This is a genomic window from Oceanobacillus oncorhynchi, from assembly GCF_000821065.1.
GTDB classification, from domain to species: Bacteria; Bacillota; Bacilli; order Bacillales; family Amphibacillaceae; genus Oceanobacillus; species Oceanobacillus oncorhynchi.
The window spans coordinates 3,667,149-3,687,582 of sequence record NZ_CDGG01000001.1; the positions used below are offsets into that span (position 1 = coordinate 3,667,149).

At 40.0% G+C, this 20,434-nt stretch carries 22 protein-coding genes; all 22 read right to left on the minus strand.

The features are described 5' to 3' along the window. Nucleotides 1-10 precede the first annotated feature (10 nt). Complete coding sequence (locus BN997_RS17535) at nt 11-790, minus strand: menaquinol-cytochrome c reductase cytochrome b/c subunit (protein ID WP_042534122.1); 780 nt, start codon at nt 788-790, stop codon at nt 11-13. A gap of 15 nt (nt 791-805) precedes the next feature. Then, nucleotides 806-1,480 (minus strand): menaquinol-cytochrome c reductase cytochrome b subunit, encoded by a 675-nt coding sequence (qcrB, locus tag BN997_RS17540; RefSeq protein WP_040981375.1) that lies wholly within the window; start codon nt 1,478-1,480, stop codon nt 806-808. 6 nt (nt 1,481-1,486) lie between these two features. Next, the gene (locus tag BN997_RS17545; protein ID WP_042534127.1) at nt 1,487-1,999 is read right to left on the minus strand and encodes a QcrA and Rieske domain-containing protein; all 513 of its coding nucleotides are present in this window, start codon (nt 1,997-1,999) and stop codon (nt 1,487-1,489) included. 148 nt (nt 2,000-2,147) lie between these two features. After that, on the minus strand, nt 2,148-2,606 hold the full coding sequence (locus tag BN997_RS17550) for a DUF2487 family protein (protein ID WP_042534130.1): 459 nt from the start codon (nt 2,604-2,606) through the stop codon (nt 2,148-2,150). 557 nt (nt 2,607-3,163) lie between these two features. Then, nucleotides 3,164-3,712 (minus strand): ReoY family proteolytic degradation factor, encoded by a 549-nt coding sequence (locus BN997_RS17555; protein ID WP_042534132.1) that lies wholly within the window; start codon nt 3,710-3,712, stop codon nt 3,164-3,166. 42 nt (nt 3,713-3,754) lie between these two features. After that, a complete protein-coding gene (locus BN997_RS17560) occupies nt 3,755-5,014 on the minus strand; it encodes a tetratricopeptide repeat protein (protein ID WP_042534134.1) in 1,260 nt (419 codons plus the stop codon). Between the two features lie 113 nt (nt 5,015-5,127). Continuing rightward, entirely contained in the window at nt 5,128-6,417 is a 1,290-nt protein-coding gene (gene aroA, locus BN997_RS17565; RefSeq protein ID WP_042534136.1) for a 3-phosphoshikimate 1-carboxyvinyltransferase, read from the minus strand. 19 nt (nt 6,418-6,436) lie between these two features. Beyond that, a complete protein-coding gene (locus BN997_RS17570; protein ID WP_042534138.1) occupies nt 6,437-7,540 on the minus strand; it encodes a prephenate dehydrogenase in 1,104 nt (367 codons plus the stop codon). 13 nt (nt 7,541-7,553) lie between these two features. After that, nucleotides 7,554-8,648, minus strand: a complete 1,095-nt coding sequence (hisC, locus tag BN997_RS17575) for a histidinol-phosphate transaminase (RefSeq protein ID WP_042534140.1) — start codon at nt 8,646-8,648, stop codon at nt 7,554-7,556. A gap of 3 nt (nt 8,649-8,651) precedes the next feature. Next, a complete protein-coding gene (gene aroH / locus BN997_RS17580) occupies nt 8,652-9,026 on the minus strand; it encodes a chorismate mutase (RefSeq protein WP_042534142.1) in 375 nt (124 codons plus the stop codon). Then, complete coding sequence (gene aroB / locus BN997_RS17585) at nt 9,023-10,099, minus strand: 3-dehydroquinate synthase (RefSeq protein ID WP_042534144.1); 1,077 nt, start codon at nt 10,097-10,099, stop codon at nt 9,023-9,025. Before aroB ends, aroH begins: the two co-directional genes overlap by 4 nt. Next, nucleotides 10,100-11,269: a chorismate synthase gene (gene aroC, locus BN997_RS17590; RefSeq protein WP_042534146.1), complete on the minus strand. Its 1,170-nt coding sequence runs from the start codon at nt 11,267-11,269 to the stop codon at nt 10,100-10,102. Nucleotides 11,270-11,457: 188 nt separating this feature from the next. Further along, entirely contained in the window at nt 11,458-12,231 is a 774-nt protein-coding gene (locus BN997_RS17595; RefSeq protein ID WP_042534148.1) for a CheR family methyltransferase, read from the minus strand. 70 nt (nt 12,232-12,301) lie between these two features. Next, nucleotides 12,302-12,748, minus strand: coding sequence for a nucleoside-diphosphate kinase (gene ndk / locus BN997_RS17600; protein WP_042534150.1), 447 nt, complete (start codon nt 12,746-12,748; stop codon nt 12,302-12,304). Nucleotides 12,749-12,844: 96 nt separating this feature from the next. Next, nucleotides 12,845-13,816, minus strand: a complete 972-nt coding sequence (gene hepT / locus BN997_RS17605) for a heptaprenyl diphosphate synthase component II (RefSeq protein WP_042534152.1) — start codon at nt 13,814-13,816, stop codon at nt 12,845-12,847. A 39-nt stretch (nt 13,817-13,855) separates the two neighbouring features. Continuing rightward, nucleotides 13,856-14,563 carry a demethylmenaquinone methyltransferase gene (gene menG / locus BN997_RS17610; RefSeq protein ID WP_042534154.1) on the minus strand — a complete coding sequence of 236 codons (708 nt, stop codon included), beginning with the start codon at nt 14,561-14,563 and terminating at the stop codon, nt 13,856-13,858. 18 nt (nt 14,564-14,581) lie between these two features. Then, nucleotides 14,582-15,349, minus strand: a complete 768-nt coding sequence (locus BN997_RS17615) for a heptaprenyl diphosphate synthase component 1 (RefSeq protein WP_042534156.1) — start codon at nt 15,347-15,349, stop codon at nt 14,582-14,584. A gap of 397 nt (nt 15,350-15,746) precedes the next feature. After that, entirely contained in the window at nt 15,747-15,968 is a 222-nt protein-coding gene (mtrB, locus tag BN997_RS17620) for a trp RNA-binding attenuation protein MtrB (RefSeq protein ID WP_040981406.1), read from the minus strand. A 175-nt stretch (nt 15,969-16,143) separates the two neighbouring features. Beyond that, on the minus strand, nt 16,144-16,416 hold the full coding sequence (locus BN997_RS17625; protein ID WP_040981409.1) for an HU family DNA-binding protein: 273 nt from the start codon (nt 16,414-16,416) through the stop codon (nt 16,144-16,146). Between the two features lie 344 nt (nt 16,417-16,760). Further along, nucleotides 16,761-18,239: a stage IV sporulation protein A gene (gene spoIVA, locus BN997_RS17630; protein WP_042534158.1), complete on the minus strand. Its 1,479-nt coding sequence runs from the start codon at nt 18,237-18,239 to the stop codon at nt 16,761-16,763. A gap of 861 nt (nt 18,240-19,100) precedes the next feature. Further along, the gene (locus tag BN997_RS17640) at nt 19,101-19,823 is read right to left on the minus strand and encodes a hypothetical protein (protein ID WP_084612976.1); all 723 of its coding nucleotides are present in this window, start codon (nt 19,821-19,823) and stop codon (nt 19,101-19,103) included. A 13-nt stretch (nt 19,824-19,836) separates the two neighbouring features. Next, nucleotides 19,837-20,034: a DUF2768 family protein gene (locus BN997_RS17645; protein WP_042534163.1), complete on the minus strand. Its 198-nt coding sequence runs from the start codon at nt 20,032-20,034 to the stop codon at nt 19,837-19,839. Between the last annotated feature and the right edge of the window lie 400 nt (nt 20,035-20,434).

Here is a 20,434-nt window from a genome sequence, read left to right on the forward strand (position 1 = left end):
TGACTATTCTTTATTCTGCTGCTGCTTCATTGGTTTCAATGATAAAATCTGCTAATTGTTCCAGTTCTTCATCCGTTCCTTGGAACTGATCGGCAGGCATGGAACCAATACCATTGACAGCAATATCCATAATTTCTTCTTTGGTGTGCTCATTTCCTCCGACTAACGCAGGACCTGCTCCACCTTCCAATTCTCCGCCATGACAGCTTAGACAGCTTGTTTCATACGCTGCAAATCCAGGGTGACTCTCATCAACAATAGATTCGCCTGGAGGAATTGGTTTGTTTTGCTCGGCACGCTCTTCCCAGTCAACTGGTGCTGCAGAAGTATACGTTAACCAAATAACGGACGCTAGTCCTAAAAGCATCATCCCAACAGCAATTGGACGGTGACGCGGACGGCGCCCAGGACCGTTGTCCAAGAATGGAGCAAGGAATAGCGCTCCAAACCCAATTCCCGGAATAACAAGAATTCCAAGAATAATCCAATTACCACTTGCAAATTGATACTTTAATAATTCATACAAGAATAAGAAATACCAGTCTGGCAGCGGGATATATGCTGCATCTGTCGGATCAGCCATTCCTTCAAGCGGAGATGGGTGTGCCAACACCAAGCATAAAAACCCTACAAGGAAAACTGCTCCGGCCAACCATTCTTTTAATAAAAAGTTGGGCCAAAAAGCTTCTGTTCTACCAGGATACTCGGAATAATCTTTTGGTACTTTTGATGTTCTTTCCGCTGTGATCCGAGAATCACCAACGAATTTCATACCTTTACCCTTATGCATTGGTTGCCCTCCTTTTTATAGTGGTCCGGAAATACCTTGTCTACGGATTAAGATAAAGTGAATTGCTAATAATGCAAACAATGCTCCCGGTAAAAAGAAGACATGGATTGCAAAGAAACGTGTCAGGGTTTGTGCACCAACAATGGTAGCATCCCCAGCTAGAAGCGTTTTAAGAGCTTCTCCAATAAATGGTACTTGTTCCGCGATTTCTAGTCCCACTTGAGTCGCAAAGTACGCTTTGTTGTCCCAAGGAAGCAGGTAGCCTGTAAAGCCTAGTCCCAGAATAACAAAGAAGATAAGAACTCCTACCATCCAGTTAAGCTCACGAGGTTTTTTATATGCCCCTTGGAAAAATACCCGTAAAGTATGTAATAATAGCATTACGACAACGACACTAGCGCCCCAGTGATGCATACCGCGGACAATTTGAGCATGTGCTACTTCTGTCTGCAGGTAGTAAACAGATTGCCATGCGTTTTCAATATCCGGCACATAATACATTGTTAAAAACATACCGGAAAGAATTTGGATTACTACTACAAAGAATGTTAATCCGCCAAAACAGTATACAAATGCGGAAAAGTGATGCGCTGGATTAACGTGCTCTGGAACCTCGTGATCGGCAATATCTCGCCATATTGGCGTAATATCAATGCGATCATCGATCCAATCATAAATCTTCTGTAACATTGTTTATTACGCCTCCTCATGTGGTCTAATATTACCTAGGAACAGCATGCCATCCCTTTCTTCCTGTTCATAAACATCAAGCGGTTGCAATGGCGGTGTTCCAGGAACATTCACCCCATTCTTGTAATAACGGCCATTGTGGCAAGGACAGAAGTACTCCTCTGGATAGTCGTCATTTCCTTCCCAAGAAACAAAACAACCTAAATGTTTACAAACTGGGGAAAAGGCAACAATTTCGTCATCATCATTTCGATATACCCAGGCTGTTTGATTTACTTCTGATTCATACCAGCCATCTACCTGATCGACAGTCCAATCGACACGCTGTGGATCAGAAGTGATTTCAGAAACTTCTAGTCCAACATTTGCAAAATCTCCGCCTTCACCGGACTTCAATACAGGATCGATTGCCATCCGAACAGGTGATATCAGCAAACCGGCAGCCATAAAGCCCCCTACGCCTGTAAGCGTATAATTTAAAAATTGTCTGCGGGATATATCGCGTTTTTCATCACTCATGGTTTTCCCCCCTCTGTGTTCAAATAGTCACGGACATTTTTAAGATAAAATCAGATTACTAGGACACTAATAATGATAGCGTAAACTATTGGTTCGGTCAATATATATCCTAGGTTAACTGTAAATGTTTTGATAATTTTGTTTTACTCTACCAAAAGGACTTGACTAATTCTGCTGTTTGCATAGTCTGGTCTCTTATCATGTCTTTTATTGCAGCTGGTTCGGCATCTTTTAAAGGAATAGTTGGAAGCCAAATAAATTCTCCTTCTAAATCATTGGCTATTTTTCGCCAAGACGGATCAAAGCTGATATAGAGCACCTGTTTAAAAGGCTGTTCGTTAAAATGAGCTGTCCACTGATTTAATCGCTCTGCCTCTTCGGACCTCTCTGCCGAGTTGATGTATGTATAAGTCGGAGTAAGCATAATTCTGCCCATTAATTCTTTCTCCAGCTCTCTGGCAAAAAGCGTTAAAATCTCATACTGATCTGCATTTTTAGCAGTAGCATCTAAAGCACCAATTTGAAAAGGTGCTAACGGTACAATCACTGTATCAATATACTCCTTCGCTTGTTCATATTTCTGCAAATCAACCCTTGTCCATTTCATAAACAATCCTCCCTTCCAAAATACTTGCCTATATTGTAACAATTTTTCACACATATAGGAAAGGATAAATTGTCAGCAAATACAACTGATAGACAGACAGGCCCAGGCCATGACAAACACGGTCTCTTTTTCGCGATTCCAAGCTTATTTGCCAATCTTTCTTATTCTATCCATGATGAATAATATTTAATCTATTTGTTACAAATTCAATTTTCACACCTAAGAATAAGCATATATATCTTGCTATTCCCGGATGAATATGTTCTCCATTACATGCTTACTTTTTGATTAAATATCCGGCCTTTTTGGAATTGGTGATGGTCCATAGCTCCTGCAACCAACCACTCCGCTTTCCGACGTACAAATGTTTTCGATGGGACGAGTAATCGCAGCCCCAGGACGTCGGAAAGCAAAACGGAACGCCGTAACTCCTGTTTCTATGGAAATGAAGTTACTTTTTAATGTATGAAACTTGAGTTACGAAAAAAAACAACCCATAAAAATATAGGTTGCTTTTAAACATTATCATTTGATTTATACGTTTTTAAGCTTGCTCTTTATGATTTATTCAGCAGTTTCTCTAACTCTTTTGTCAGCTCTAAAAATTTCGTATGATTTCCCGAATCTAAAGCCTCATCAATCGCTTCCCGCAAACGTTCCTGTTTTTGATTAATCAGGAGCTGATCCAATAATTCAGATGTGGTCTGTTTGTCATCTTTTGTTAAATAGTAATCATCCGGCAAGAATGGGTTTTCTTCTAATACAGCAGCATAATAAGCGCTTTGGTTTGCCTGATGAAAATTTAATTGGATAAATAACGCTTCCTGTTTGTTTAACCGGATGTCATGAAAAGTTTTCTCTGCGTCCGTTGTTACCAGATGATTTTTGTAAAATCGAAATGGTATTTTCTCTGAACAGCGACTGGAAATCATTACGCCTCTAGGACAATACTTTACATCTCTAACAAAATGCACATGTTCTAAAATATCCATATGGTTTACTAAGTAATTAAGTATCCATACACTTTCCCGTTTTTTTAAGCGGTAATGGTTTAAAAACCACTGGATGAAGTCCTTCTTATCTTTTGCAGTTACAGATGATAGCATTCCGCTCTCCCCTCTCTCCTCTCTAAAAGCTAGACATGTCACCTACAATAAATCTTGTTCCAAGCGTTCCACATGCTCACGCACATCTTCATCAATAGGCTGCTGGCCGAGATATGCTTTCAGGACTGGAATGGCTTCTTGCAGTCTTCCTTCCTCGGTCAGGAAATAGCCATACTCTTTTAAAAAGTCGCTGTCATGCTGTAAACTAGTATATGCTTCCTGATAGCTATTTAATGCATCACCAAACGATTCTATTTCAACATAAGCTTTGGCCAGTTCCCAATCATAGAGTGCATCCTCTGCACCAGAGTTTTTAATACTTTGGATTAATTCAACAATCTCATCAAATGCTTCTCTTGCTTTAAGCAGTTCAATCAAAAATAAGACAGCTTCCTTATAATCCGGCTCTAAAGCGATAGCCTGCCTGACATACTCTTCACTTTCCGCATTTCTCCCTAATTGGTGAGCAATATCTCCAGCCAGGAAATAGAGTTCTTTTTGATAGGAGTCTCTTTCCAAACCTTGTTCCGCAACTTTATAAGCTTCTTCCAGCGTCCCTTGTTCCTTATATACATTGGCAAGCTGGGTATACGCCGCATAATAGTCTTGATCGATTTCCAACACATGCTCCCAAGCTTTTATAGCGATGTCATTACGATCAGCCTGATGGGCGGTGATTCCATATTTAAATAAATTATCCGGTTCCGGGTCTTCCTCTTCTTTGTAAAATTCAAGTGCTTTCTCATATTCACCAGCAGCAGCATATGCTTCTCCAAGCCGGTCTTCTATAGCAACATTCCCTATTTCTTTTGCTTTCGCATAGACGCGCTCATAGTAGTTGATAGCCTTTAGGTATTCGCCGATAGAAAAGAATAATTCTCCGAGCGCAAAGTCAATAACGCTCTCTTGAGGGTCGATATGCTTTGCTTCCAACAGCTTTTGCTCCGAAACTTCAAATAATCCCTGAGCCTGATATAAATCCGCAAGCTGGATCAACGCCTGAACATATCCTTCATCTTCTTCCGGAATTTCATTTAATATCGTAATCGCCAGCTCATCTTCTTCGGATTCAATAAAAATATCAGATAAGGTAAGCTTCAGCGACGTTTCTTCAGGATATTTTTCAATCAATTGTTCGAGGATGGTTCTAGATTCAATTAGAAATCCCCACTGCAGGTATAGTTCAGCTATTTGAAACAGAGAATCATCATCTGCGTTTTTTTGGTAATCACTTAATAATGCTAACGCCTTTTCTGTTTCATTTTTTTCAGCCAGTTCGATTGCTTGTTGAATGGTGTTCATTTAAAAGAACCCCTCTCTTTTTGTGTTTCTTTTGCTTCCAATTTATCATACAAAAAAGATAGCTACAGTTCAAATAACTAGAACTGTAGCCAGAATTTAAATATACGAAAATGTTATTGCAAAATTGCTTCCAGGTCATCAAAAAATGTCGGATACGATATATTGATACTGTCTTTTTCATCCATTTTTACCGGGCTTTCTGATACGAGCGCTGCGATAACACCCATCATGGCAATCCGGTGATCCATATAGGAGGAAATGGTGCCGCCTGTTAGACGGGTTGGTCCTTCAATAATCATTCCGTCCTCGGTCGGTGTGATATTTGCTCCCAGTGTTGTTAAATTTTGACACACTGCTTCAATGCGGTCTGTTTCTTTTACCTTCAGTTCTTCGGCGTCCTTGATTACCGTTTTTCCTTCTGCCTGTGTTGCCAGCAAGGCAAGTATTGGAATTTCATCAATCAGGCGGGGGATGACTTCCCCTTCTACTGTCGTCCCTTTTAAGGCAGTATATTTAATGGTTAAATCACCAATTTTTTCACCGCCTGTAGTGCGCTCATTAGAAACAGTAATAGCTGCCCCCATTTGCTTGACTACATCTAAAATGCCCGTCCGGGACGCATTTAAACCGACGTTCTTTAACGTAACTGTACTTCCGGGCACAATTGCTCCGGCAGCTAAAAAGAAAGCAGCTGAGGAAATGTCGCCGGGGACTTCCACGTCACAAGCTGTCAGCTTCCCTTTGTTTGTAACGACAATTCCTTCTTTCTTCTGCTTTAAATCAGCACCAAAGGCTTGAAGCATAACTTCTGTATGGTTTCTTGTTTCAGTGTCTTCTTGTACGACAGTTTCTCCTTCTGCAACCAAGCCTGCCAATAAAACAGCTGATTTTACTTGAGCGCTTTTCACCGGAAGGCGGTAGGTAATTCCTTTTAAGGCGCCTCCATGAACGGTAATCGGGAGATATTTTCCATCTTCCTGCCCATGAATTGCAGCACCCATTTCTCTTAATGGCGTAACCACACGATCCATCGGACGCTTTGTAAGAGAAGCATCCCCAAAAATCTTCGTTTCAAATGGCAGTCCAGATAATAGACCCAGCATTAATCTGGTCGTGGTCCCTGAATTACCAAAATCGAATGCTCCAGCAGGCTTTTTTAATCCTTCTAACCCATTCCCATGAACGAGTACGGAGCTTCCTTCTTTTTCAATCTGTACTCCCATCTCCCGAAAAGCATCAATCGTTCTGTGACAATCCTCCCCGTCAAGGAAATTTGATATTTTTGTAATTCCATGTGAAATACTCCCGAAAATAATAGAACGATGTGATATCGACTTATCTCCAGGAACGATAACTTCACCTTCTAATCTTGGTGAGGTGTATTCAAATTGAACATGCGACAATACGTTCTCCTCCTTGCCGTTAAGATTGGATCATCGTTTCAAATCCACGTTGTTTTAATATCTTCTGACCGGCTTCTTGCGCTTCTTTTGTGTAAAAGCTCAAGCGCAGTGCACCAGTAATTCCTTCCCGTACTTCAAGGATTTCAATGTTTTTAATACTTAATGATGCATTTGCCAGAATAAGCGCCACTTCAGCTATGGCACCCGGCTGGTCTGCAATATCAACGATAACATCGTAGAACGCCGGAATTGCACCGCGTCCGCCTTCATTTAATCCATCACGGTAATTTTTGGCGCTGTCTAAATACGTAATAACCTCTTCTTTTTCATTATCTTCAATCAGCTTTTTCAGCTGCTCCATTTCAACAATCCAATCATCCAGCATGGCAGACATTTTCGATTGATTGTGATAAAAAATATCCTGCCACATCACCGGGTTACTGGAGGCAATCCGGGTAATATCCCGAAATCCGCCTGCTGCAAGCTTCGGAAGGTAGGAGTGTTTTTTCTCCCATTTTCTCGCCTGATGGACAAGTGATGATGCTATAAGATGCGGAAAGTGAGAAATAACTCCTGTCATTTCGTCATGTTCATCAGATTGCAATACAACAAAGTTGCTTTTGGTTGCAGATAAAACGTCTCTTAATGTATCTACATTCTCCTCAGTTGCATTATCAAGAGGGGATAAAACATAAATGGCATTCTCAAATAAATGTTCCTTCGCCGCTTCAATCCCTTTCTTATGGGAGCCCGCCATTGGATGCCCGCCGATAAAACGGATGGCTTTATTGCTTAAACCATTTGCAGCAATAAGTACAGAACCTTTTACAGACGCTGTATCAGAGACAATCACATCTTTTTCGAAAGGAATGTCATCCAGTCTGGAAACAAGCTGAATCGTCTCTGAAATAGGTGCAGAAATAATAATAATATCCGCCTTTAATGCAGCTTCTTCAAAAGTGGTAAAAGCTTCATCAATGATACCATGATTCGAAGCAAAATGGAGTGTATTTTCGTTTACATCAAAACCGATTATGTAATGTTCGGACTCTTTTCTAATCGCTTTAGCAATGGACCCGCCTATGAGGCCGAGTCCAGCTATCAATACCTGCTGCTTTTTCATACATTCACCTTACCTAATTTAATTGTTCTTGATAATCTCTTAGTACGTTCTCCAATACCTTCATATCCTCTTCTTTTCCAATCGTAACACGAATGGTATTTGGAATACCTAATAATTCTCCAGGTCGGACAATAAAACCATGCTTGATTAAATAATCAAAAGCATCCATTCCGCTTTCCGGTGTTTTCACAAGTAAGAAATTCGCTTCTGATTCATAATAATCCCAGCCGATGGAAGTTAAAAAGGATTGAAATTGCTTTAATACTTTTTTATTTTTCTGATACGTATGCTGAATAAAATCCTGGTCTGAAAAGGCAATAACAGCAGCCTGCTGTGCTGCAGACGTTGTATTAAACGGACCACGGACTTTATCTAAGGTTTCCACAATCAATGGATCGGCGATTCCATAGCCAATACGCAGTCCTGCCAGTCCATAAGCTTTTGAAAATGTACGTAAAACAATCAGGTTTGGATATTTATCCAACAGTTTCAGAGCATTTAAATCCTTCTCAGGCTGCAAAAATTCAACATATGCCTCATCTAAAGCAATAAGTACATCTGAAGGGCATTTATTTAAAAAGTCCTCCAGCTCTTCTTTGGAAAGCGCAGTGCCTGTTGGATTGTTCGGTGTACAAATCCAGATAATTTTTGTATTATCCTGAACCGAGTCAAGCATCTTATCAAGCGGATGACTTCCATCCTCATTTACAGGATGCTCTATGATTTCTGCACCTTCGATTAAAGCATAATGCTTATATTGCGGGAATGTCGGTGTTGCCATAATAACCTGATCCCCTACAGTAAGATAAGAACGGCAAAGCATCTGAATAATTTCCTCCGAACCGCTTCCGAAAATAAGCGATTCCGGTCTTACATTTAATTTTTCGCTGATCAGATAGCGGAGTTCAGATGTATAGCCGTCCGGATAGATATTAAATACAGGCTCATTTATCTGGAAGACTTCCTTCACTTTATCTGAAAATCCATAAGGATTCTCATTAGAAGCCAATTTAACGATATAATCAAGACCGAATTCTTCTTGAATATCCTTTGTCTGCTTCCCTTGTTTATATGGACTAAGCTGTTTTAATACTTCTTTGCTTCTCATTACTTAACTATCCTTTCTTTCTAAAAGATCCGGACGCAGCTTTACAGCCTCTCTTTGAAATGTATGCTCAACCTCTTTTTGCTGTTTATCGGTATTGACAATCATCATAATTCGAATACATTTGGGCAGGCTGCCGGGGACATCGATTTCCTGCATACACATAACTGGGACATATTTCCATCCCTCAATGTCACGTAAGGCTTTCGCAGGGAATGCTGCGTTCACGTCCTTTGTCACTGAAATAAAAGCATGGGAAACGTCCTCTGCCTGAATATTATTTTTCTCTGCCATTTCCTGAACCAGTGCCCTGGTATGTTCAATAATTTCATTTGCTTCGTTATTTTCTACGGTTGTAGCACCGCGCACGCCTCTTGTCATAGCTTGTTCATCCTCTCTATATATGTTCTGATATAAGCCTCCACAGAGGAATCATGTAAGTTTGCGACAGTCGGCTCGCCCACTTGGTTCAGTAATACCATCTGAATATGTCCGGAAACGGACTTTTTATCTGCCTTCATGCTTTTGACGAGCTCGGCGATACGCTTTTCTTCTATGTCGATAACAGGATATTCATTTATTTTCATCCAATGGTGCAGTTCATGAAAAGGGAGCTCTTCCCCTGACATATCCTCGCTTACATGAAGCGCAAATAGCATTCCATTCGCAACGGCCTCTCCATGAGTTACCGTTCCATACCCCAATCTAGCTTCTAACGCATGTCCCAATGTATGACCGAGGTTTAAATATTTCCGGACACCAGATTCTCTTTCATCATCTTCTACGATAGCTGCTTTTACTTTTATACCAGCCTCTAAATGATTTTCCAGCTGCGCAGTGGTAACCTGCTGTAAAGACAGCGACAATAATTCTTCTGTCAGATGAATATCAGAAATAAATCCTTCTTTTAAAATTTCAGCATAGCCACTCCGAATTTCACGGTATGGTAAAGATGCCAGTGTTTCTGTGTCATATAAAACAGCTGCCGGAGGATAGAAACAGCCAATCAGATTTTTACCGGATTCATGATTGATAGCTACTTTGCCGCCCACACTGCTGTCATGTGCTAAAATAGTCGTCGGCATTTGAATATAATCGATTCCACGCATAAAGGTTGCAGCAACAAATCCGCCTAAATCACCTATAACACCGCCGCCCAAAGCAATGATGAGCGATTTACGATCTAAACCGCTCTCGATTGCCTTTGTCTGCAATTTGTAATATTGATCCATGTTTTTAGAAGCTTCCCCGGCTGGAACAATGTAAGAATAAACGTGTTGTCCCTCCAGGCTGCTTACAACATCCTGTAAATATTTATCAGCTATTTTATCGTCTGTTATCACCAAAATAGAGCTGTATTCCTTCTTTAACCACTTCTTTACGTGAAACCGTAATCCAGCTTCCATCACAATAGGATAGCTACGCTGGCTGGACTGGATTGTTAATTGTTTCATTTAGAAGCACCTGATTTCTTCTCTGTACTGATCAATTGCCTGTTTTAATTGCGGGAATCGGTCACTTGAAAATTGTTCTGTGACGGCTTTTGCAATTTCAAACGCGACAACATGCTCCATCACCACAGAAGCTGCCGGTACTGCACAAGCATCGGACCTTTCCACTGTTGCTTTAAATGGTTCTTTGGATTCAATATCCACACTTTGTAATGGGCGCTTCATCAATGTAGGTATAGGCTTCATTACCCCGCGAACAATGATTGGCATCCCTGTACTCATTCCGCCTTCCAAACCGCCAAGACGATTCGTTGTCCGATGATATCCATCTTCTTCATTCCATGCGATTTCATCATGTACTTCGCTGCCGTTTAAGCGGGCTGCTTCAAAACCGATTCCAAATTCCACACCTTTAAAAGCATTAATGCTGACAACACTCGCTGCAATTTTGCTATCCAGCTTTCGATCATAATGCACATAAGAACCGATTCCGGCAGGCAGGCCCTCTACATAAACCTCACAGATACCGCCGATAGAGTCGCCAACTTTTTTCGCTTCATCTATTGCATCCATCATTGGCTGTTCCACATTAGAATCTAATACCATTACAGGAGAATCCCCAGAAATTTCAGCGCGTTCTTTCGCTGTTAAATCATTTTTTTCTTCTGCCCGAATCCCTGCGATTTCTTTCACATATCCAGTAACATAGATACCCAATTGCTCTAAAAGTGATTTTGCCACTGCACCTGCAGCAACTCGAGCGCCCGTTTCTCTTGCAGAAGAGCGTTCTAATACATTACGCATATCACGATGCCCATATTTCAGACCGCCATTTAAATCTGCATGTCCCGGACGAGGTTTTGTTACGACTCTGCGCAGTTTGGCTCCGTCCTCCAGCGGATCTGCTCCCATAATATCTGTCCAATGCTTAAAATCATCATTATGTATCACCAGTGACACAGGAGATCCCAATGTATATCCGTGACGTACTCCGCTTGTAATATCTACCGTATCTTTTTCAATTTGCATTCTCTTGCCTCTGCCATGCCCGCCTTGTCTTCTGCGCAGGCTCTCATTAATATCTTCTGCCTTTAATTCCATCTGTGAAGGCAGGCCCTCGATAATTGTCGTTAATTGTTTTCCATGTGATTCTCCAGCTGTTAAGTAGCGCACTACACATTCTCCTTTATCTTTATAAAGCTATTAAAATAAGATACGTATAAACGTTGTTATTATCCATACATTTTGCAATATGAACATGTCATATTTTTTAGATAATATCGAATATACTTTACCCATTTAAATAGTTGAAAGTTTTCTAATTACTATACCATATAAAAGCCCGTTTCGGGTAGTATAAATTATTGTTTCCGATAAAAAAAGCTGTCTTCTAAATAAAAACCAAACTGTTCTGCATTAAATATCTGTTCTGTACTGCCGACGAATAAGCAGCCTCCTTTCGTTAATGCTTTATTAAAATGATGGAATATATTATTTTTTGCTTCATCGGTAAAATAAATCAATACATTTCGACAGACGATAAGATCTACATCTCTAGGGTAAGTATCTTCTAATAGATTATGGCGTTCAAAACGAATATGCTTTCTTAAAGACGGATCAACTTGAAAAATGGTCCCCTGTGATGTAAAATACTTTTTCTTCAGAGCAGCCGGGAGTTCTTTTAAAGAACGCTCTTGATAGTTTCCTTGTTTTGCTGCGCTTAAAACAGCCTGATCAAAATCTGTAGCACGAATCTGGTAACGTAAACCCGGAAAGTATTCTTCCAGCATCATTGCGAGACTATATGGCTCTTCCCCAGTAGAACAGGCAGCGCTCCAAATCGTAATTTTTCTTTTATTTTTTGTTAATTCTGGAATAATCTTTTTTTGCAGAACATCCCATCGATTTGGATTCCGGTAAAATTCCGATACGTTTATAGTTAATTTCTCTGTGAATTCTTCCAATAACTTGGTATCCTTTTGACAGGCTGAAAAATAATCTATGTAGCTTCTAAAACCATGTTTATCTCTTAAAGTCGTGATTCTTCGTTTCATCTGCGCTTCTTTATATAAGCTCAAATTCAGTTTAAGTGATTGATGCACCTTCTGCTTCATTAAATCATAATCATCTTTCATTCGTTAACCTCCTCTGCTTGTACGCAAAAACCCCCGTATATTTAACGGAGGTTTCGACAACGCTTTCAGTTTAATAAATCCACGCATCCTGTTGTTTGTTATAAGAATTCAATTCCTTCTCGTCAAAAAAGAGGTCAATCTCTCTTGAAGCGCTTTCTAAAGAGTCCGAACCATGAATGATATTCTTGCCAACATTAATGCCGTAGTCGCCCCGGATTGTTCCCGGGAGTGCTTCTGATGGATTCGTTTTCCCCATCATGGTACGAGCAGAAGCAACGACATTTTCGCCTTCCCATACCATGGCAAAAACTGGTCCGGAAGTAATGAAATCAACCAGTTCCCCAAAGAATGGGCGCTCCTTATGCTCGCCATAATGTGTTTCAGCTAAATCTGTAGATATTGTCATTAATTTAGCTCCGGCTAATTTAAACCCCTTTTGTTCAAATCGTGCAACAATATCTCCAATTAAGTTACGCTGCACACCATCTGGTTTTACCATTAAAAAAGTTCTTTCCATTAAAATCACCCTGCCCCTATGTAATTATAATAAATGAAAAATGTAGCCTCTAAAATAGTAACAAATTATCAGACAAATAACAATATCTTTATTTAATCAGGAACGCCTTTTTCCAATAAAAGTAGCAATATCTTGTAAACTTTTCTTTGCCCTGGACGATTTCAGGCCATCTAAAGATTTCAACGCTTTTTGCAGATAAAGGTCGCTGACTGCATAACTTCTTTGAATAGCATCTGTATTTTTTAAGCAGGCAATCAGCTTCTGCATTGTTTTTTCATCAATGTCCTGATTGCTGTTGATCAATGTCACCAATTGATTTCTTAATTCCTGATCCTCCATTGCATATAGAACAGGGAGCGTGATATTACCCTGTAATAAATCATTTCCTGCCGGTTTCCCAAGTTCTTTTGCAGTAGATGTAAAATCTAGGATATCGTCAATAATTTGATAAGACATGCCGACATTATAGCCGTAACGATACATTTTATTTGCATCCTGTTCACTTAACCCGCCGACGAGCGCACCCAGTTTGCAGCTGCACGCTATCAGTAATGCCGTTTTCCGTTTTATCCGGCGCAGATAGTCCCGAAAATTTTGATTCCATTGGTATTTAAATTGAATTTGTTCAATTTCCCCAATGGATACTTCAACAAGTGTTTTGGATAATAAAGTATGTATTCTCGGATCATCTATTTTTGTTATTTCTTCCAGAGCTCTTGCAAGAATGAAATCGCCTGTGTACATTGCAATCCGGTTTCCATATTGAGAAGCAGTTGTCGGTTTCCCGCGACGCAGCTCAGCTTCATCAATCACGTCATCATGAACAAGCGTTGCCATATGAATAAGCTCTAGCGTTACAGCAACTTTTTGTATTTTTTCAAAGTCATAATCCCCTATTTGACATGAAAGCAAAACAAAAACAGGACGAATGCGTTTCCCTCCTGCTTTCAATAATGCTGTAGAAGCGTCTCGAAGTACGGGATGTTCAGCCTGAATGCTCTTCTGTAATGTTTTTTCAATAGTGTCCATATCTTTTGTTAAAAATCCATAAATCTTTGGTAGTCTCATGTACGTCACCTTATTTTACTAGTAAATTCATTCTTTATTTTAAGATTTATGCCCCATATGCATCGCAGCACCGCCACCGGCATACATTTTGACATCGACATGCTTGAAGCCTGCATCAAAGAACATTTGCTTCAATTTGTCCTTCCCTGGAAAATCCTTTGCGGATTCCTGCAGCCAGGAATATTCTTGATAGCTTTTCGCAAATACTTTTCCAAAAAGCGGCATAATAAAACGGAAATAAAAATAATATAACTGCCTATAGCCAATCAGTGTAGGCTGAGAGGTTTCCAGACAAACCACCATTCCTCCCGGTTTAACCACCCGGTACATTTCTTTTAAAACCGCCATATAGTCAGGAACATTTCGTAAGCCAAAGCCAATTGTTACGTAATCAAACTGATTGTCATCAAAAGGAAGCTCCATCGCATTGCCATGCATCCATTCAATCTCATCCAGCTGTTCCTGCTTTCCTTTTTCTCTGGCAATAGACAGCATGTTCTCACTGAAATCAATCCCTATGACCTTTCCTTCAGCTCCGACAGCTTTCGCTAAGGAAATAGCCCAGTCTCCTGTACCACAGCATACGTCCAATGCACTGTCTCCCGGCGATACGTGCATTCGTTTCATAACATCTTTACGCCATAGCGTATGCTGTTTAAACGAAATTACCGAGTTCATGGAATCGTAGTTTTCATATATTTTCTCAAAGACGTGATGGACACGTTCTTCCTTGGATGAAAAACCCATAATTCATTACACTTCCTTTTAAAGTCTTGACGTTCTTATTTCTTTCGTTTCCCGGGAATAAATAAATTGCTCCATAAATAAACTAGAGCTGGATAATTCCGAAACATCACGGTAAACAGCTTTTTCAAAATCCCGAATCAATTTCCCGTCAATCAGCGGAATCGAAGTTGCTTTATTATTACGTGCTTCCCACTCTTTGCGCAGTAAAGTATATCCGTTATCTGCTTCTTCTGTATCTAAACGGCGATACATCAGCCAGTTTTGAATAATCGATTCTAATTCAGGATCATGCAGATATTTAGCAACATGTACCAGCACGGATGCATTTAATTTCATTTTGATATTTAACCAGGTTTCAAGCGGTAATTGTTCTTCATAGTATAAAGTAACTTTTAGTTCATTTATTTCACGAATCGCATTCGCGAGTATCTGGATAAACTGAATTTCCCCCGCTTCTGCAAGCAATAAATAATACAGTCCGCTATAATAATCTCCTGAGAGGACCTGAAGCTGCTTCTCAATCATTTCATTTTCTGTATCAGCATGTTGTTTGACCGGAACAAAATCATGTGTATCCAGGGCGATTTGAACAAGCATGGTTGAAATAATATACTTTTCACGCTGCAAAGGAGTTAATGATTTATGTTGTTCAACAAGAAATAGCAATAAATTCCACTTTTCTTCATCGATCACTGGATAACGTATATGCTTATGAATGTAAGAATCATATAATTTATTTTCCAGTATTTTTCTATAACCTCTATCTGTTGTAATAAATGTAGTCAACACTATCACCCGGACCCTTTCAGCCTTTCTTTGCTCTAGCTATTATAGCACATTTTAAATGTTATAAAAACGAAAGAACTTATTCTATTATAGGCTTGGTCTTAGAAAACCTCGCATTCGCTTGTTTTTCAGCGAATCCACAGCCTTCCTTATCCTGTCCTATCGTGCAAAAAAATAAAAACCCCTATTCCAACTGCTTCTGTCAGAGAAACAATATCCAGAATATTTTTCGGCATCGAAACATCGCCGCTGCTCACAGAAATGAACAAGTCTTTATCTCACATGGACTGGAAAACAAATAACCTTCCAGCTGTTTCCTAACTTTCTTCAGGTGGAGTTGTTTTTGAGCGAGGCTATGGATCACTTCGTAAAATACTAATAAGGGGATGTTATTATATTAATTTTCTATTTCGCCATGACTTGTTTGAATAAGTGCTTTACCGCGAACTTTAATAGCAGAAGTATGTTCTGTGAATTGAGCAATCATAATTTCGCCTTGGTCCAGTTTTTCAGAATGATGGAATTTTGTATTGCTTCCACGCGTCAGGCCAATAACATGAACACCGTCTTCTAATGCTTTAATAACGAAATAATCTGCTTTTGCGTTCTGATCATTCATACATTACTCCTCCTTAAATGGAATTCTTTATGTAAAATAAATCTATTTAAATAACATCTTTGCTTTAATAGGCTGTTCAGCCCCTTGATGCTTTTCTCATGCAGAAATAAGGAAAGGGACACGTTTATCAACGTATCCCTCCCTTTTGTACACTCCTGTCCGGATATGTAAAATATTATTTTACACTATCCTTAAGAGCTTTACCTGGTTTGAAAGCAGGAACTTTGCTTGCAGGAATTTCGATTTCTTCTCCTGTTTGTGGATTGCGTCCTTTACGTGCAGAACGTTCACGAACTTCAAAGTTACCAAAACCGATTAGTTGTACTTTTTCACCATTCTTCAGTGAATCCATGACTGCATCAAATACTGCATCCACAGCTTTTGTTGCATCCTTTTTTGAAAGATCGCTCTTCTCAGCCACAGCATTTACTAAATCTGTTTTATTCATGACATTCACCTCCTCCCAGGATGTTCTTTAGACAAATAGGCTAGTTAGTCTGCCTATCCCATGGTCTGTTTCATCAAAGTCACCCTAATATGTGATGACAAGGCTTATAATAAACGAGTTTGGAATAAAATTCAACAAAAACTATCGATTTCTCTAGAATTTATTGAGATTTTACATAAAAATTCCTTTTTCTTAAGAGAAACAGGCTAAACTCTTATGCAACAAGCATTGTCACCTTTCCATAAATCTATACGGTGTTTTGCAGATTTTTTAGCCGTTCTGACAAAAAAATTATAAAAAAAATAAACAGCTATCAATTTAGCTGCTTATCGAGAAGTGTTTTTTTATAAAATAATAGCGATTAAACCGCCTGACCCTTCGTTAATAATTCTCTCTAGGGTATCTTTTAATTTATATCTTGCATTCTCCGGCATTAACGAGATTTTAGCTTGAATACCTTCTCTGACAATCGAACTGAGCGATCTGCCAAAAATATCTGATTCCCAGATAGACAGCGGATCTTCTTCAAAATCCTGCATCAGATAACGGACCAGCTCTTCACTTTGTTTTTCGGTTCCGATAATAGGAGAGAATTCAGATTCTACTTCGACCCGAATCATATGAATAGACGGGGCAACAGCTTTCAGACGGACACCGAACCTGGAGCCCTGACGGATGATTTCCGGTTCATCCAGCTGCATATCCTCTAAACTGGGAGCAGCAATACCATAGCCGGTTTGTTTTACCATTTGCAGAGCACCTGAAACTTGATCATACTCTCTTTTCGCATAGGCAAAATCCTGCATTAGCTCTAATAAATGGTCTTTACCTCGAATCTCCTCCCCGACAATCTCCTTCAGAACATGGTCATATAACTGATCAGGGGCATGCAAGTCGATTTCGGCAATACCCTCGCCCATCTCCATCCCTGCTAAATTGGCACCTTCAATATGTTCATAATCTCTGAAATGGCCAACGATATGGTCGACATCACGCAAGCGTTTTATATCCTTTACGGTATCTTGAATGGCCTCCTGATAATTTTGACGAAGCCAGTGATCTTCTTTTAAAACCATTACCCAGCTAGGCAGGTTTACATTTACCTCAAGTACCGGAAATTCGAATAATGCTTCACGCAGTACACTATAGACATCATGTTCTGTCATTGTTTCTACGCTCATCGCTAATACCGGAATATCATGCTGCTCCGTCAGCTCTTCCCGAAGCAAAGTTGTTTTTTGACTGTGCGGTTCTGTAGAATTGATTACCATAATAAATGGCTTGCCAACCTCTTTTAACTCTTCAATCACTCTTGTCTCAGCTTCAATATAGTCTTCTCTATCTATTTCACCGATAGTACCGTCTGTTGTCACGACAACGCCAATGGTAGAATGCTCCTGAATTACTTTACGGGTTCCTATTTCTGCTGCATCATGAAACGGGATAGGGTCCTCGTACCACGGTGTATGAATCATACGCGGGCCATTTTCGTCCTCAAACCCTTTCGCCCCTTCTACAGCGTATCCAACACAATCAACAAGACGGACATTTACATCTAATCCATCTTCCACATTTACTTGAACAGCCTGATTCGGAACAAACTTTGGTTCTGTTGTCATAATGGTTTTTCCTGCTGCGCTCTGCGGTAATTCATCATGTGCTCTTGCTCTTTCACTTTCACTTTCAATATTAGGAAGTACAACCAACTCCATGAATTTCTTAATAAAGGTGGACTTTCCCGTACGGACTGCTCCGACGATTCCAAGATATATGTCGCCATTTGTACGTTTCGATATATCCTTAAAAATATCTGTTTTTTCCAAAAGATCCCCTCCCGATCTCCGTACTTTGATATACATCACCCGTAATAGTTGGACACTAACAGTCTATGACGTTGTCCTATTAGATTATGACTAAGTTTTACACATTTTTATCACACGTCCATCAGACGTCATATTTGACTTTAAAAGGTCCTCTAAGCAAGCTACAAATAAAACACAGGTGTTTATAAACAAACTTTATATCTCATGTATATGCAGCATGAATCTATTTATTCTGTTTTGTTTGAAGACGACAAAGAAAACCAAGAATATTGGTTGGTCTTTAAATCACCGGTGTCCTCGCCGAAGCGATGTCCGCTGCGACGGTTTTCGATGGGGCGAGTAATCGCAGTCCCAGGAAGTCGCTTTTCGCGGGCAACGTTCAGCCTCCTCGGAAGAAAACCGCTTCCTGCGGGGTCTTCACCTGTTGCTTTTCCCGCAGGAGTCGACTTCCCTCCGCTCCCATCTTTGAAGAAATATGTTTTATTTGCTTTCTTTCAAAGAAATGAAGCTGATTCTAGCGGTGGAAAAACACGGAGACTCCTATGGGAAAGCGCAATGGTCTTCGGTGGGGCAAGTAATCGCAAAAGCTCTTCGATGGGACGAGTAATCGCAGTCCCAGTCCCAGTGTGAAGACCCCGCAGAAAAAAAGTGAACTTCTTTTTTTCTACCCGCGGGGCATAAGTGCGACTATGCTTCTGTCTGCGCCTGACGGCTTGCCAATCAGCAAGTTTTCTTTAAAGGAAGCTGAGCGCAAGCCCATGGAAAGCGTAGTGTTTTTCCGGAGCGGCTATTTTTATAAACATTCTTATTCTTCAAAAAAAGCCATACAGTTCAATTATTGAAACTGCATGGCTTTTCTATTTAGTCTTCTTCCATAAATACGGCTTGTCCATCTTCTACGGTATAAGGCAGGGAATATGCTGGAACAAACGGATAATTATCCACTAAAAGATAACGGATATCATCGCCCTCTTCATAGCCATGATTATCCTCTTCCAGCGCCTGATTCAAATCATAAGAATAATCAATATATAATTTGCCGTCTAAATCCATCACAATCGGCAAATCAGCCTGCGAATAAGGACTTTTCGCAGTCGGCGGTTCACTTAATCCGAGCTTTTCATAATCCACCGTATATATTTGATCTGTGATCTGCTGTCCGTAAGCTGGATATGTGTGCTCTTGCCTGTAAACGTCTAATCGTACATTGACGCTTCGCAATTGCTCCGTGGTTTGTAAATCAATAAGGCGGACTTGCAAATCGTCTTCCGGGTCAATAATCGTATACTGATAGACGCCGCCCTCTTCAAAAGAGTTTCCAGGCAGTTCAGACAAATAACCTTTCTCCAGCATCTGCTTAAAATCAATCAAATACTTTTCAAAGATATGTGTGTCGCTGTCTTTCGTCTGAATCGGCACTAAACCATCTTCCTCTTCTCTATAGGTTTCAACTGCCTGCTGGACAACAGCTAACTGTTCTTCATTCGGAATCTGATTTTCCGACCGCTCGCTTTGAGGATACATACAGCCGCTTAAAAGCAAGAACATAAAGGGTATCGTCAATAAATATGTATATTTCATCATGAAACTCCTTTTCCTATCTTGTTGGTCCACTAAATGTAACATATAAAATAATCAAAGCACCGCTGACGAGACTTATATAAGCTAAAAATGTAATAATACTGCCAAACCAGCCTCGCAGCTTTGTTCTGCTCCAGACGATCAAGCCTGTAGCTAAGATTAATAAAAACATCCCGACAAAGGATATATACATCATTAACATGGATACTGACAAAGCGTTCACCTCTATTTCAATCAAAATACATTTTACCAGATGCTATTATAACATAACTTCTGGGCGATGTACTCTAAGATAACTGACGAAACATTGAACATTTTAAACGCTTTCTTTCGCATTCAGTTGAAATTGTCTTTTCTTCATATAAAAACCTGCGGCAAAGGGGGTATCTTCACCACAGGTTGACTAAATAATATCCTCAGCAACTCTATTCCTTGAATGCTGGTGCGATTTATCTTATGCAGTATTTTGAAAATCTGTATACTCAACTGCCTATAAAGTGAAACTTTATTCAGCGGAGATTTTTTTATCCCCGCTGAATAAAGAACAAAGGCTGGGACCGCGGTTACTCGCCCCATCGTAAAATGTTATCTTGGGCGCCTTTGTAGCATACATC

Coding starts and splice junctions, on each gene's coding strand:
- aroB (WP_042534144.1), bottom strand. CDS start 10,099: ATGAAACAATTAACAATCCAGTCCAGCCAGCGTAGCTATCCTATTGTG.
- BN997_RS17640 (WP_084612976.1), bottom strand. CDS start 19,823: ATGATGAAATATACATATTTATTGACGATACCCTTTATGTTCTTGCTT.
- BN997_RS17535 (WP_042534122.1), bottom strand. CDS start 790: ATGCATAAGGGTAAAGGTATGAAATTCGTTGGTGATTCTCGGATCACA.
- aroH (WP_042534142.1), bottom strand. CDS start 9,026: ATGACAAGAGGCGTGCGCGGTGCTACAACCGTAGAAAATAACGAAGCA.
- qcrB (WP_040981375.1), bottom strand. CDS start 1,480: ATGTTACAGAAGATTTATGATTGGATCGATGATCGCATTGATATTACG.
- ndk (WP_042534150.1), bottom strand. CDS start 12,748: ATGGAAAGAACTTTTTTAATGGTAAAACCAGATGGTGTGCAGCGTAAC.
- BN997_RS17560 (WP_042534134.1), bottom strand. CDS start 5,014: ATGAACACCATTCAACAAGCAATCGAACTGGCTGAAAAAAATGAAACA.
- hisC (WP_042534140.1), bottom strand. CDS start 8,648: ATGAGAAGCAAAGAAGTATTAAAACAGCTTAGTCCATATAAACAAGGG.
- BN997_RS17625 (WP_040981409.1), bottom strand. CDS start 16,416: ATGAATAAAACAGATTTAGTAAATGCTGTGGCTGAGAAGAGCGATCTT.
- BN997_RS17595 (WP_042534148.1), bottom strand. CDS start 12,231: ATGAAAGATGATTATGATTTAATGAAGCAGAAGGTGCATCAATCACTT.
- BN997_RS17570 (WP_042534138.1), bottom strand. CDS start 7,540: ATGAAAAAGCAGCAGGTATTGATAGCTGGACTCGGCCTCATAGGCGGG.
- BN997_RS17550 (WP_042534130.1), bottom strand. CDS start 2,606: ATGAAATGGACAAGGGTTGATTTGCAGAAATATGAACAAGCGAAGGAG.
- BN997_RS17545 (WP_042534127.1), bottom strand. CDS start 1,999: ATGAGTGATGAAAAACGCGATATATCCCGCAGACAATTTTTAAATTAT.
- BN997_RS17555 (WP_042534132.1), bottom strand. CDS start 3,712: ATGCTATCATCTGTAACTGCAAAAGATAAGAAGGACTTCATCCAGTGG.
- mtrB (WP_040981406.1), bottom strand. CDS start 15,968: ATGAATGATCAGAACGCAAAAGCAGATTATTTCGTTATTAAAGCATTA.
- hepT (WP_042534152.1), bottom strand. CDS start 13,816: ATGAGACTACCAAAGATTTATGGATTTTTAACAAAAGATATGGACACT.
- menG (WP_042534154.1), bottom strand. CDS start 14,563: ATGGGTTTTTCATCCAAGGAAGAACGTGTCCATCACGTCTTTGAGAAA.